Here is a 14,270-nt window from a genome sequence, read left to right on the forward strand (position 1 = left end):
CAGGCATCATACTGCTCCTACATATCATAAAAATCCTTATTCGCCTGCAGCTCCTCGGTAATCACACCGCCCTTTTTCTGATAACGGTCATACCACAGAATCATATGGCGGGCTTTCCTGTCTTTCAGAATCTCATATTTTTCAAACATCTCCCGGTACATGGGATTCACTTTCAGTTCTGCCCGAATGGTCTTATTGAACGGACAGTACCGGAAAATAATATCCCTGGCCACCTTATTCAGCCGGAAACTTCCTTTGGACTCATAGCGAATCCAGCTCTGGTAATCCTTGACAAACACTTCGCGGAAGTTGTTTTTGGATTTATACAGGGCATTCTTCACCTTCTCCTTGGCGTCTGCTGACAGGTCGTGATTCTTCCGGTAATACTGGATATAATCATTGTATTCTGAAGTAAGAGAAGCCTCTGTAATATCGTTCCAGCGCACGCCCTGAATCTTCCGGCACATCTCCCAGCGGAACCGGCCGCAGACTTCCACCATCAGCTCGCCCACATCTGCCACTGTCATGATGGGGAAAATAAACCTTGCCTGAGTGTCCTTTTTGATACCTGCTGTCTCCTGCCACATCATGGCCTTACTTCCCGCATTGGGCATGAGAATAATATTCGGCAGCACTTCCTTCTGTATCATCTCCATATTGACTTCGTGCTCCGGGTCAGAGAATCCCACTTCCCGGTAAAACAGTGAAAAATCAATTTTGCGGATTTCATCCATGGCCCCGTTAGCCTTTTCCGCAGTAATCAGCATATTTTCCGGTGTGCCGATAATATCATCTTTGTACAGAATGGGGCAGAACGTGGAAATCTTGCCATAAGTAGCCCGGTTGGTGGATACAAACATATTCTGCATTTCAAACCGCACTTTGGCATTGTTATCCTTTGCCAGCAGAGGTACCTGGGCGGCAGTAATGTTACCGGTCTTCTTCTGCTCATTCAGATGGCCCGTATAGTCCATATCAAATTCATTTCTGGAAGGCTCATTTTCTCCCCGGTAGATACTCAGCAGCCACTCATAGATGGTAAATACATTTTCTGCCCGGCAGCGGCGAAGACGTCCGGCCATTTCAAAGAGGCTGCGGGTATTCTCCGTTCCGGCCAGTTCCTCATCCATAAAACCAAAATTCAGGAACATTTTTACTGAAGTGGGCATATAGCCTCCCTCCAGAGAACGGAAAAATACCAGCTCATAAATATGATAAAAATCATCGGTTATCTTCCGGCGCAGTTTACGCACATCGTCAGTAGTGGCCAGAATATCCGGCAGATTTTTATATTCCTGAAGAGACTTCCGGAAACTTCCTGCCTTTTCATCTTCATATCCGGAATACTCCAGAATCTGGGTCAGATAGTCAATGCCTTCCTCATATGGCTCTGCTGCTTCCTCCTCAGAATTCCCGGAACTGCTCCGTACCAGCTGGCTGAAATCGTACGATTCATATTCTGCAAAACCGGCGTTCATCATCTGCTCGGAAAACAGTCCGCTCTTTCTGGCGAAATCCGTCAGTTCTGAAATTTTTCCCTGTATCGGCTCAATATCCCGGCCAAAAGAAGCGGCCTTTTTCGCCAGCTCAAAATACATCTGGAACAGGTTTGTCCCGTCCGCGGACAAAAGCAGTTCTTTATTTGTTTTCAGATACCCTTTCATGATGCCAATTAATTCCATGGTTTTGCGCATCCAGACCACAGCGTTAAAAACAGCTCCGGTTCCCAGCACATAATCCCTTGCCAGATGCTGGTCCATGGCTTTCAGGGAAAGGCCGGACATACGCTCGTAATACTCTCTGGCCCAGGGGGCAATCTGCTCCGGCAGAGACACGGGTGCAAAAGAAGCCATGGCCGGAAACTGCTTCTCCGGCATTTCCAGATCTTTGCACAGCTTCTGATAAGCCCGATAGCTTCCCATCAGAAATTTATAATATTCCTGGCATTTTCTGCCGCTGAGCATATACCTGCGCATAAACATGGAAGTCTGGTGCATGGCTGCCATGGCAAACACTGCCACATATTTTTCCTCTCCTGCAAATATCTTCTTATAATCTTCCGGGGAATTGTATGGGAATGCATAAAACATGCAGTCCGTATTAGCCATATAATTGCACGCACAGGTGCCGGAAAGGCTCTCCAGCATACCGATGATACTGCCGGCCTCCATATCAAATTCGTCATTCTCTGAAACAGCCCGGACGCTGCCCTGCAAAATGATATACAGACCTTTCAGTCTGTCTCCCTTTTTCAAAAACTGTTTTCCTCTGCTTACTTTTACTGTTTCCATGTACTCCTCCTGTACTTCAATCCACTAACGTCTGCCCCCGAAAAACAGGGAATAAAGCAGCAGTATCAATATAACGGGCACCAGAATCGGAAGCAGGAATGCCACCACGTTTGCCACGATTACAATGATGAGAACCGCCGCCAGAATCAGCAGCAATTTTCCATACCAGCTATTCAGTTTCAGTCCGCCAAACCGTACGTCCCATCCCTCCTGTTCGGAATAGTCCGCGCGAAATCCCCGGCCGGATGTTTCATTTCGCTGTCTGTAATCTTCCGAATAATACTGGCTTCCCTCATAATTTCCAAATTTCCCGGTGGTATCAATCAGCGTCTTGGCAATCAGTCTGGGATTCCCAAGACGGGCGGTAACTTCTTCCTCGCTCTGGCCTTTTCTGGCTTCTTCCCGGATATAATTGTCATAATATTTTACATTTTCGTTGATTGCCGCCTGGTCCAGCTCTCCCTGCAGGGCAATCTGCAATTCATGTAAGAATTCCTGTTTTGTCATGAAAGCTCTCCTGTTTTCCTGTTTGTACACTCCATTCAATATTTTTATCAACTATTTATCATTCTATCACACTATACTTTTTTTTTCACCATTTTTCCCAAATTTTTTTCAAAAAATCTCTTGACAAATTCCTGAAACTGGAGTAAGATATAAAACGTTCAATCGAGCATTTATAATATGTGTGTGTAGCTCAGCTGGATAGAGCACTTGGCTACGGACCAAGGTGTCGGGAGTTCGAATCTTCTCACGCACGTAGAAAAACTCATGAGAGTCCATCTCATGAGTTTTTGTTATTTTATGAAAAAGAATCCTGTCCCGCACGGATTACGCAGCAGTAAATTTCATTTCCGCCAGCTGCACATAATTGTTTTATCATATAGAAAATGCTTTCACGCATCAGCGTGACACCCTAATCCTGTAAGACAGGAAACGGGGTTCCGTCAAAGCCCGGAACCCTTATATTCTGTATAGCATCCCTTTGTATCACGTTTCACTTCGTAAAGGGCCTCGTCCGCACAGTTCAGCAGTTCTTCCACACTGATACCAGAATTCTCCGTACAGGCAAAACCGGCAGAAGCACCGATGGTCAGTGATTTTCCCGCAGACATGGTAACCCTGTACCGTTTCAGTATATTGTAAAAATTATCCAGAAGTTTCACAATTTTCCCTCTGTCTCTGCAGCCGAAAATCATCATGCAGAATTCATCACCGGAACGTCTGGACGTCATCACATTTTCTGAGGGCATGGACTGCATAACGGCAGCAAAACTCTGCAGGTATTTGTCCCCGGCGTCATGGCCGAAATTGTCGTTAATCCCTTTAAAATAATCTAAATCCAGCATAACCACAGCACAGACTTCTCCTTCCGGCATTTTCTTAAGAATCTCTGCCGCCCGCTGTTTGAAATACGGATATTTATACAGGCCGGTCAGAGCGTCATGGGTATTTTCATACTGCATCTGTTTCTTTTCCATAATATCTCTGGTGACGTCAGTGACAACGCCCAGACAGCTCTGTTCCGATTCTTTTCTGTGTATCCGTATATATTTCAGGCTGCTAATCTGGAACACATCCTGTTCCCCTTCCAGAGGATGTTCCGTTATATTCTGAATATACCGCTCAAACAATGCGGAATTTCCATATAGTTCTCCGGCACTCTGAGGCGGGATTTCCAGCAGTTCCCGCAGACCTGATGTAACAAACACATGGTTGATATCTTTCTCATATTCAAAGGCTGCCAGCGGTATACCGCTGATTTCGATAATGGCGGAAATCCGGTCAGAACTGTTTATGATACTCTTTACCATGGTATTAATTCCATGGCTCAGTTTTTCAAATTCCAGATTCCCTCCCACCTCCACGGTAGTATCCAGATTCCCGTTGGTAATCACGGATAATCCTTCTATGATAGCATGGATTCCGTTCACTACCTTATCTTTCACCAGATAATTCAGAAGGAAAATAGCCACTGCTTCTATCAGTACCAGATATAACAGAGTATTGAACACACTTTCCATAAGTTTCCGAAGCAGCACTTCCCGCGGCAGCGCCGCACAGAGCAGCAAATCTTCATAAGGCCTGGAAGCCACAAACATAACCTCCCCGTCTTTCCCTTCTTTATATGCGCCTTCACTGCAATCCTCTACTTCTTCCAGCTGATAACAGGGAGCCTCAAATTCCTGGTTCATTCCGCTGGAATGGCCGGCAATTTCTCCCGTAGCAGTATCTATGGCAAAAATTTCCTCCCCTTCGTCTGTGGGAAATCTTGAAAAAATATATTCACAGGTATTTCTGGACTGTGCTTCTATCTGGCGGACCGGTTCAAAGCCCACCTGCACAATGCCCTTCTGCCCTTTTCTGGCAATTCCCACATATTTCATCATTTTCCCAATGGCTGCATTGGGCTGCATTTCCTGAATCAGATATGCATCCTCATCATCGCTCTCCAGAATCTGCAAAAATTCCCGTGTCTGCTTATGGTCGGCCATGTCCATGCCCACATAAGCGGCTACGGAAGCTGATACAATAATCCCGTTTTCATCAATAATATGCAGCTCATCCACATTGAGCAAATCCGCCAGATACTGCATTTCCGATACATTTTTCGATACATCCTGCTGTCTGTCAAAAATATAGGCGGCAGCCCGGACTCTGGTAAGATAGTCCAAATCCAGGTTTTTATTCATAATTTCCAGCTCCGCCTGATTATTTTCCAGAATATGGATAACCTGTTCCATTTTGGCACGAAAAGCATTGAGCTGCTGAGATTTCAGACTGTGCAGTGTATACAGTGTATTGATTAAAAAAATCAGGAAAATAGCGGCCGTCATAATCGCAAAGGTATATTTGATAAAGGTTTTCTGCATGTAAATTCCTCCTGCCTGCGCAGTCACTGGTTGCATTTTAACTTTTTCTTAATAATTATAACTTATATTATATGAAAAAAAGTTTCTTTTTTTCGCAAAACCATGTCATTTTGTAACAGCAGAAATTTCTTCTGTCTCCTCTTAACAGTCAGTGCAAAAATAATTGTCGTCCACTATACCGGCAGCCTTCCGTACCTGAATTTTATCCTGAACTGTCGTTAAGTTCCGGCAGCTTTATCATTCTGGTACATACTTTTTCTGCCAGAGCATGATTGTGGGTAATCACCAGCATACCCATATTCCGGGTTTCAGCCTCTTTCAGAAGCACCTTCCAGATTTGTGCCTGGGTAATCACATCCAGCATGGTACTGATTTCATCACAGAGAAGAAATTCCGTTTCCGGCCCAAGTACCCGCGCAATACAGAACCGCTGCAGTTCTCCGCCGGACAGTTCAACGGGCCACCGCTCCATCCACTCTTCCTCAATCCCCATGCGTTTCAGCAGCTCATCCTGAGGCTGCCAGCACTCCCGCAGGATTTTCTTCATTTTCCACCGGGGATTCACAGCCTGTTCCGGGTGCTGGGAAATCATCTGAACGGGACAGTAACCGGACAGGGCCAGAGGTTTCCCTTTCCACAGCACTTCCCCCTGTACCGGCTTTACATAGCCTGCCAGTATTTTTGACAGGGTAGTCTTTCCATATCCGGAAGGCCCCACCAGTCCCACCCGTTCTCCTGCCGCAATTTTAAGATTTACATGCTGCAGAACCCAGGGGGATTTCCGGTGATACCGGAAACAGATATTTCTGGCTTCCAGCAGAATCTGTCCTGCTTTGGAACTGTCTTTTCCCGCATCGCTGACTGCGCTGTTGCTATTTTGCATGGATACACCTCACTTCCCCGCCCCGCCAGGAGCGCATTTCCACACTGCCCTTACAGTCCTCATCCCAATTGGGACAGCGGTCCCGGAACAGACAGCCCTTCGGCAGATTTCCCGCGTAGGGCTGGGTTCCCTCAATGGGCTCAAATTCGTTCCGGGGCATTGCCCGCAGAAATGCCTGGCTGTACGGATGGCGCAGCGCCCCCTGCTTCCTGAAATCTCCGGCCGGTGCAATTTCCAGTATGGTTCCCGCATAAAACATGGCCACCCGGTCTGCCGCCTGCAACGCCAGATCTATATCATGGGTAATCAGCAGAATTCCGCACCCTTCTTCCGCCAGTTCACGGAAATTCTGAAAGGTCTCTCTGGCCAGTTCTTCCTGCAGCCCAGGCGTGGGCTCGTCCGCCACAATGAGCCTGGCCCTGTGCATAACGGCCCCCGCAATCAATACCCGCCGGGCCATGCCTCCGGACAGTTGGTGAGGGTACCGGTCCGCTGTTTCCGGATTCAGACGATACCGCTCAAACACCTGATACATCTTCTCCTGTATCTTACGTTTTTCTTTGTGAGAGCAGACGCCGGCCACCTGTTTTCCCACCTTCATCAGGGGATCCAGATATTCCACAGACTGGGGAATAAAAGAAATTTCCCGGCCCCGCAGCTTTTTCTGCAGGGAGGCGTCCAGTCTCTGGCCGCAGAATTTCATAGTGCCTGACATTCTGGCATTTCCCGGCAGGATTCCCAGAATCCCATGGGCCAGCAGGCTCTTTCCGGATCCGCTGGCTCCGGCCACCGCCACAATTTCTCCGGCGGAAACCGTCAGGGAAAGGTCATGCACCAGTTCCAGTTCCCGGCGTTTCATTCCCCTGTCATACCGTTCAAAGGAAATACTCAGGTGTTCCACCTTTAACACAGGCTGTTTTTCTCTGTTTTCCATGAAATCCTCCTATTCATTTCCGCTGTTTGGATTCAGCAGGCGTTTCAGATTTTCCCCCGCCACATCAAACAGCATAACCGCCGCCAGAAGCATCAGTCCCGGAAATACAGCCATCCACCATTTTCCGGTGGCAATATGGTTCATGGATTCCGACAGAATCACGCCGATAGCCGGCACCTCCGGGGAAAAGCCGAATCCCAGAAAGGTAATGGCCGCCTCATGCATAATGGCATGGGGAAACAACAGAACCACTCCAATCAGATATACCGGCAGCACCTGGGGAAGCATATGCTCCCTGGCAACCTGCAGCCTGGTTTTCCCCATGCGGCAGGAGGCCTGCACATACTGTGCATTTCGAACCTGAAGCACCTCCGCCCGCACCAGCCTTGTCAGCTCCGGCCAGTGGGTCAGGGCAACGGCGACTGTCACCCCCAATCCTCCTCTGCCCATCATAAAAGAAATCAGTATCAGCAGAATCAGGTGGGGAATCCCCATACACAAATCCACACACCAGTTCACAAACCGGTCCGCTGCTCCCCCTTTCAGAGCTGCTGTCACCCCGAATACCAGTGCCAGCAGAGAACTGACGGCAGAAGCCAGAATTCCGACTACAATACTGTTGGACAATCCTCTGACACTCCGGAAAAACATATCTCTGCCCATACTGTCCGTACCAAAAGGATGTTCCGGACAGGGAGCAATAAATCTGGCCTGATAATCCACTCCATAACGTTCCGGGCTGATACACAGCCCCGCCGCCAGACAGACAGTCAGATACAGACATGCCCCTGTCACGGCCCACAGTGTTTTCCTTCTCCGGTTCCAGAATTTTTCAGTTTCTCTGTTCATGTGAAACGCCCTCCCTGATTCTGGGGTCTATCATCCCGTACAGTACATTTGCAATAAGGTTCCCCACAAATACAAAGACTGCACTGAATATGGCAATACCAAGAAGCAGAGGCACGTCTCCGCCCAGTCCTGCCGCTGTTACGGCACTTCCGATTCCCGGATAAGAAAACACCGACTCTGCCAGTGCAATTCCGCCGAACAGTTCGCTGAATGAGGCAAACTGCACCGTAACTGCCGGAATGGCTATATTTCTCATACCGTGACGCTTCAGAATCTGCCAGGTACTTTCTCCTCTTGCTCTTGCATACAGCATAAATTCGCTGTCAAAAAGCTCCAGCAGTTTCTGTCTGGTATACAGTGTGATTTTCCCAATCCCCAGAATACTTAAGGTAACCGCAGGCAGAACCAGATGGTACAGCCGGTCTCCCGGCGTCACCTCCCCGGCTGCTTTTCCCATGGGCGCCGCAAGGCCAATGGGAAACCAGCCCAGATTTACGGCAAAAATACTGAGCATCAGAAGACCCACCCAGAAAGTGGGCGCAGACTGGAACACCAGACAGCAGGTTTTTATGATTTTATCCGTCAGCTTTCCTTTCCGGACTGCCGCCAGAATACCCAGCGCAAAGCCCAGCATTCCGGAACAGCTCCAGGCAATCAGAATCAGCGCCAGAGAATACTGAAACCGCTCCTTTATCACCGTCAGTACCGGCTGTTTGTATACAATGGACGTCCCAAAATCCCCGTGAAGCACATTGCCTGCCCAGGTGAAAAACCGCTCCATGGGCGGGTCGTTCAGTCCCCAGTATTCGGCTATCTCCTCTCTGGCTTCCTCCGATATGGTGGAACCGGTTCCGATATAAGCAGTCAGCGGATCCATGGGCGCATGGGACACCATAAAAAATGCAATGATGCTTATGGCAATCAGCAGCGTTACCATGCGCAGTATCGTCATACATAGTTTTTTCATATCTTTATCCTTTTCTTATGCCCATCCTTTATTCTCCATCCTTTATGCTCCAGTCCTTCATGTTGCAGATAATGGGAATACCGTGACCGTGGGGGTGCGGAATCTGTGTTTCTTCCGAAATATCCAGCCGGTCGCTGACAAAATAGCAGTGCTCAATATTTACCAGAAACAGATAGGGGTAATCCTCCGCATAGGCTGTCTGGGCCTCTTTCCAGAATGATACCGCCGATTCCTGATTATTGGCAGATATGGCCTGAGCCATCAGCCAATCTACCTCCTCATTCTGATATCCGTTGGTATTGCTGTAGGCCTGCACGGTAAAATGTTCCGATTGGAACAGACTGTCTATTACCATGGGGCTGTACTGGCCATAGCCCCATACCACCCCCTGGCTGTATGCTTTTTTCGTGATTTCATCCCAGGTGGTCTGCTTTACCTCTATGGAGATTCCAAGCTGTTTCACATTTTCCGCCACCGCCGCTGCCAGCATATAACGGTCCTGTTCGTCTGAGGGAGTATACACCTCAAACTGACAGAGTATCCCGTCCTTTTCCCGGATTCCGTCTCCGTCCAAATCCTTCCATCCGGCTTCCTCAAGTATCTTCCGGGCTTCTTCCACCTGGGAATCCTCATATACCTTCGTATTGCCCCAGATTAAATTGTCCGTCCAGCCCTGGGCCGGTTTCCCGATTCCGTGAAACGCATGGTCAATCACTTCCTGACGGTTAATTCCGATGGACAATGCTTTCCGCACCGCCACATCTGATGTGACCTGATTTCCCACTTCCTCCTGCGTTCCGTCAGCAGTGGTAATCACACCGGGTTCCCGGCAGGGAAGGCTGATGTTGCGCACATCCATGGTTTCCAGTTTTTTCATGTACATGCCTTCTATGTTCTCTCCTGCGTATACAGGCTGTACCATCACCACATCCAGCTGGCCGGATCTGGCATTGGAAAAGGCCGCTTCGTTGTCCATATCCACAAAGGTCACCCGGCTGATTTCCGGCGCTCCTTCAAAATAATCCTCATTTGCCTCCACAATAAGCTGCTGCTCCGTATCGTACTGGATGACTTTCCAGGGACCGGTTCCCACAGGCGTCCTGTCATAGGTTCCGCTGTCATACCCGTCGGAAGGCACAATGCCAAGCTGGGCGGTAGTATCCAGAAAAGGAGAAAAGGGCTCTTTCAGAGTAAACTGCACTGTTAAATCATCCAGCGCTTTTACTTCTTTCAGCCTGGAGAGATCCACTTTTTCATTCTGTCCCTGATTTTCCATCACAGTCTCATAGGTGAATACCACATCTTCCGCTGTAAAATCCGTGCCGTCCTGAAACCGGATGCCTTCTTTTAACTGGTATGTATAGACCAGGGAATCTTCGGAGACCTCCCAGCTTTGGGCCAGATCCCCCTCATATTCCGAATCTGCATTTACCCGGACCAGACTGTTATTTATAAAATCATAACCATATGCAAAACCGCCCTTTACCGGGTCCAGCGAACCATCCCAGAATCCATGTCCCACATAGCAGACAATAGAATTTTCCTCGCCGGCGGCAGTTCCTTTTTCCCTGGGCTTCTGTTCCTGTCCGCAGCCTGTCAGCAACAGAATCACGCTGCCAAGCAGAAACATTCTTTTCTTATTCATATCGTTTCCTCCTGTGCTCTGACTCATAGTAAGACATGGTTTATGCTACCACAGAAGAAAAAAAGGCGGAAGCCCCCTGGGGGGTCTTTCCTGCCCTGGATGAATAAAATGTGTTTTATTTTTTCACCGGCAGCCGCACCGTAAAGGTGCTGCCCCCGCCTTCTGTATCACTGACCGATATTTTCCCGCCGTGGCTGCTGCAGATTTCTCCGGCAATGGACAGCCCCAGGCCAAAATGCTCCTTATCGCTGCGGGAACTGCTGACCTGATAAAATTTATCAAATATTTTCTCCTTTTCCTCATCGGGAATACCTTTCCCGGTATCGGCCACCTGAATATAACATCTGCCCCTCTGCCGGTACAGATTCAGTGATACGTTCTTCCCGGAAGGGGTGTAGTACAGGGCGTTTTCCAGTAAAATCACCAGCACCTGCTCCACCCGCCGGAAGTCGCAGACACAGTGATAATCCTGCCCTTCTTTCCGGCTGCAGGACAAAATAATTTCTTTCTTCTCTGCAATTTCTTTATATTTCTCATATACGCTTTCCACAAGCTCCGCCAGATTTACCGGTTCAAACTGAAAGTTCAGCTCCGCCCGCTCCACTTTTGCAAGACACAGAAGATCCTGTATCAGACGCTCCATCCTGGACATTTCATTTCCCATCAGAGCAAAAATCCGCTGCTGCCTGTCTTCATCCGGTCTGTTTTTCAGCATGGACAGTCCTGTTTTAAACACAGCCAGAGGGGAACGCAGCTCATGGGAGGCAAAGGCGATAAAATCCTTCTGCTGTTCCTGATTCTGCACCACAGGCTTCAGCACATGAGACGTAAACCCGCAGGAAAATCCGTAGACCAGCGGTATGGACAGCAGCCATACAGCCAGAAACCGCAGCCGCTGCCGGTTTACCCTCTGGTAAAAAGATTCCAGACTGTACAGATACAGCCAGGTAATCCGGGGGCTCTGATCCTGAACACATCCGTACAGTACAAGACAGCCCGGTTTCTCTTTCTCATATCTGAAATACTCCATGTCGGAGGTAAACTTACCGGTAACCGGAGAAATTTCATTTTCCTGCATACAAAGCTGTACTTCTTCCGCCAGCCCGCGCTCCGGCTCTGTCAGAACCACCTGGGAAAGGGTGGATGGCACGCCGTCCACTTCCAGATAAAGAATATTTTTTTCAGGATTTACATTTCGCATATACCAGTTGATGGTAACGGGGGCTTCACTGTGCAGTTCATGGGAAATATTGCCGGCTTTCAACATAAAATAAGCTTCTTCCTGTCCGTACATGCTCTTCTCTGAAATTTTAAGACAGCAGAACACAACGGCCAGTACCAGAAGTTCTGTAAACAGGCAGCATAGCAGAGAAAGCCTGATTTGAATTTTCCGGAACATCTCACTCCTCCTGCTTTGCCATCAGGCAATATCCCTGCCGGTGTACCGTCACAATCTGCACAGTGGTATCCAGACTGTTCAGTTTCTTCCGCAGCAGATAAATATAGTTGTCCAGGTTCCCATCCTCGATTTCCGCCTCCGGTCCCCACACATTTCCGATAATCTGAATACGGTTCAAAACCTGCTGCGGATTCCGGAGAAAATACGCAAGCAGCTGTCCTTCCCGTCCGGGCAGAAGATATGTATGGTCATGATGGATTAATTTTGATTCTTTTTCCGAAAAACAGATATCTCCGAACCGGAGCAGAAAAGGGGAAGGCTGGGCCAGTGTCCTTCGCATGACGCTGCGAATCCGGGCCAGCAGTTCTCCTATCTCAAAGGGCTTTACCAGATAATCGTCCGCCCCCAGATCCAGCCCGTTGATTTTCTCGATGGATTCTCCAAGAGCTGTAATAAATATGACCGGCGTACTGATTCCATCCCGGCGCATACGTTTCAGAATATCTTCTCCCATCATACCCGGAAGCATTCGATCCAGCAGAATCATATCGCAGGCTTCCTGCATGGCCAGCAGAAGTCCTTCATATCCGTCATGGCAGATATCCACGGAAAATCCTTCCTCTTCCAGACCGTACAGCAGCAGTTCCGCTAACCCTCTGTCATCTTCAATCATCAGTATTCTCATGGCGTTCCTCCTCAGTGCATATTATACCACAACAGTTCTCTAAAAGTCCTCTAAAGGCCGAATCCTGGAATGTTTTTCGTGTTTGAATCTGTATCAATACTTTGGACAAAAAAAGTTAAAAGATCAGGCTGCTTTTTTAGCTCCTCATCCTCCTTTTATTGTGACGTCAGATAACCGGCAGAGCTATGTATCCGCTTACGGCTATACCAGCCCTCTATGTATCTATCAACTGGCGATTTTTGAAAATGCCAGAAAATGGGTACAAAAAACAGGAAACCTTTTCCTGATTTCCTGTTTCAGTGTGTCGTTTCATGTAGTGGCGGTTATTCAGCTTTCATGTGAGCCGGATTCTGTTTGCCCCAGTGTTGTTCCCTGCCTCAATTACATCAGATAATTATTTTCCCGATTTGCAATCTGTAAACCAACTAATTTGCAGGTTGCATACCCTCCCATAACCAGCGGCTCTGATTTGCAAATATCTTCTGCTTCTTCACGACTCTCTGTTTTCAGGATATACATACCCGCCATTCCCGGATAGCCTTTAAAGACACCGCAGATTTCCAGCTTTCCTTCATCGTCCAGCTTTCTTATGTTCTCAACGTGTTCCATAACTACCTGTTTTGTCATTTTATTATAGGTCCTGCTTTTCTCAATCATCATCATGTACATCAGTTTTTCCATACGATTTTCTCCTTTACATTTTTCTCCCACATGGGGCGTGCATGATTTCGTTTTAATGCCATATTGAATTTGAAACATAAATAGTTTATCATAGAATAGTGACAAAAGTTGTCACTATTTGAAAAGGAGTTCAAAAATGTCAAAGGCAGAACGTCTCATCGAAATGATGATAACAATAAATGCAAAAAAAGATTTTACGGCAGGCGAATTGGCAAATGAATTTTCGGTATCAAAAAGAACCATACTGCGTGACTTGCAGGAATTGGAGCAGGCGGGCTTCCCTCTTTACTCCGAAGTAGGGGCTGCAGGTGGTTATCATATCTTAAAAGAACGCATTTTGCCGCCTGTTGCTTTTTCAGAAAACGAAGCAAAAGCTATTTTCTTTGCCTGTCAGGCCTTGCAATATCACCGTGACCTGCCGTTTGAACAGGAAACCATATCCGTCATGAAAAAGTTTTTGAATTGTCTGCCATTAGATATACAAAACAGTATCACGCAGATGCAAAACAAGGTTGTATTCTGGATTCCAGACAGACATTGTGATTCACCATTGCTTAAATCAATGTTTCTTGTTGCCATAAACCGCCATGCCGCAACAATACGGTATTCGTCAACATATTCTGAAAGCACGCGCACAATTATACCTGTTGGCTTATATGCTATGAATGGACTGTGGTATTGCCCCGCCTATTGTACAACAGCGAATCAAATCAGAGTGTTCCGGGTTGACCGTATCAAAGAAATCATAGAGGAAAAGCCCTGTCCAAAAGGAAAATATCCTATTCCTGTGTCAATTCAGGAATATCTTGAAAAAACAGAGGTTAAAAACGATTACCACATGAAAATCCAGCTGACGGATACAGGTGTCAAACGCTGTGAAAGTGAATGTTTGCTTGCAAGTGGATTAAAAACATTTTCAACAGGTGGCGGGATAATCGACATGGAAATAAACCATGCTGCTTTAGAATGGGTTGCCGATTATATATTGCCGTTTGGAAATAATGCCACTGTATTAGAACCAGTGGAGTTAATAAAGCTAATGCGGCAAAAAATATACGAATTA

General features: G+C 47.4%; 12 protein-coding genes and 1 tRNA gene. 2 read left to right on the forward strand and 11 right to left on the reverse strand.

Annotation, left to right across the window (positions count from 1 at the left end; translation table 11 throughout):
- Nucleotides 1-17: 17 nt before the first annotated feature.
- On the reverse strand, nt 18-2,291 hold the full coding sequence (locus VSQ32_20690; GenBank protein ID MEH2945178.1) for a cyclic nucleotide-binding domain-containing protein: 2,274 nt from the start codon (nt 2,289-2,291) through the stop codon (nt 18-20).
- Between the two features lie 24 nt (nt 2,292-2,315).
- Complete coding sequence (locus tag VSQ32_20695) at nt 2,316-2,798, reverse strand: DUF1700 domain-containing protein (GenBank protein ID MEH2945179.1); 483 nt, start codon at nt 2,796-2,798, stop codon at nt 2,316-2,318.
- 179 nt (nt 2,799-2,977) lie between these two features.
- Here VSQ32_20695 and VSQ32_20700 point away from each other — a divergent pair.
- A tRNA-Arg gene (locus VSQ32_20700) sits at nt 2,978-3,051 on the forward strand.
- Nucleotides 3,052-3,238: 187 nt separating this feature from the next.
- Here VSQ32_20700 and VSQ32_20705 read toward each other — a convergent pair.
- The 9 genes from VSQ32_20705 to VSQ32_20745 form a co-directional block, all read right to left on the reverse strand.
- Nucleotides 3,239-5,164 carry a diguanylate cyclase gene (locus VSQ32_20705; GenBank protein ID MEH2945180.1) on the reverse strand — a complete coding sequence of 642 codons (1,926 nt, stop codon included), beginning with the start codon at nt 5,162-5,164 and terminating at the stop codon, nt 3,239-3,241.
- A 202-nt stretch (nt 5,165-5,366) separates the two neighbouring features.
- Nucleotides 5,367-6,047: an ATP-binding cassette domain-containing protein gene (locus tag VSQ32_20710; GenBank protein MEH2945181.1), complete on the reverse strand. Its 681-nt coding sequence runs from the start codon at nt 6,045-6,047 to the stop codon at nt 5,367-5,369.
- Complete coding sequence (locus VSQ32_20715; protein ID MEH2945182.1) at nt 6,037-6,981, reverse strand: ABC transporter ATP-binding protein; 945 nt, start codon at nt 6,979-6,981, stop codon at nt 6,037-6,039. The genes VSQ32_20710 and VSQ32_20715 overlap by 11 nt, the downstream gene beginning before the upstream one ends.
- 9 nt (nt 6,982-6,990) lie before the next feature.
- Nucleotides 6,991-7,830, reverse strand: a complete 840-nt coding sequence (locus tag VSQ32_20720) for an ABC transporter permease (protein ID MEH2945183.1) — start codon at nt 7,828-7,830, stop codon at nt 6,991-6,993.
- Nucleotides 7,814-8,797, reverse strand: coding sequence for an ABC transporter permease (locus VSQ32_20725; protein ID MEH2945184.1), 984 nt, complete (start codon nt 8,795-8,797; stop codon nt 7,814-7,816). The genes VSQ32_20720 and VSQ32_20725 overlap by 17 nt, the downstream gene beginning before the upstream one ends.
- A 28-nt stretch (nt 8,798-8,825) precedes the next feature.
- Entirely contained in the window at nt 8,826-10,442 is a 1,617-nt protein-coding gene (locus VSQ32_20730) for an ABC transporter substrate-binding protein (GenBank protein ID MEH2945185.1), read from the reverse strand.
- A 115-nt stretch (nt 10,443-10,557) separates the two neighbouring features.
- Nucleotides 10,558-11,841: a HAMP domain-containing sensor histidine kinase gene (locus VSQ32_20735; GenBank protein ID MEH2945186.1), complete on the reverse strand. Its 1,284-nt coding sequence runs from the start codon at nt 11,839-11,841 to the stop codon at nt 10,558-10,560.
- Nucleotide 11,842: 1 nt separating this feature from the next.
- A complete protein-coding gene (locus tag VSQ32_20740; GenBank protein ID MEH2945187.1) occupies nt 11,843-12,526 on the reverse strand; it encodes a response regulator transcription factor in 684 nt (227 codons plus the stop codon).
- 381 nt (nt 12,527-12,907) lie between these two features.
- The gene (locus tag VSQ32_20745) at nt 12,908-13,207 is read right to left on the reverse strand and encodes a YciI family protein (GenBank protein MEH2945188.1); all 300 of its coding nucleotides are present in this window, start codon (nt 13,205-13,207) and stop codon (nt 12,908-12,910) included.
- 136 nt (nt 13,208-13,343) lie between these two features.
- On the opposite strand from VSQ32_20745, the gene VSQ32_20750 reads away from it, so the two are divergent.
- Nucleotides 13,344-14,270: YafY family protein (locus tag VSQ32_20750; GenBank protein MEH2945189.1), on the forward strand; the 927-nt coding region annotated here is incomplete at its 3' end.

Source organism: Lachnospiraceae bacterium JLR.KK002 (assembly GCA_036941025.1).
In the GTDB taxonomy this organism is placed as follows: Bacteria; Bacillota; Clostridia; order Lachnospirales; family Lachnospiraceae; genus Petralouisia.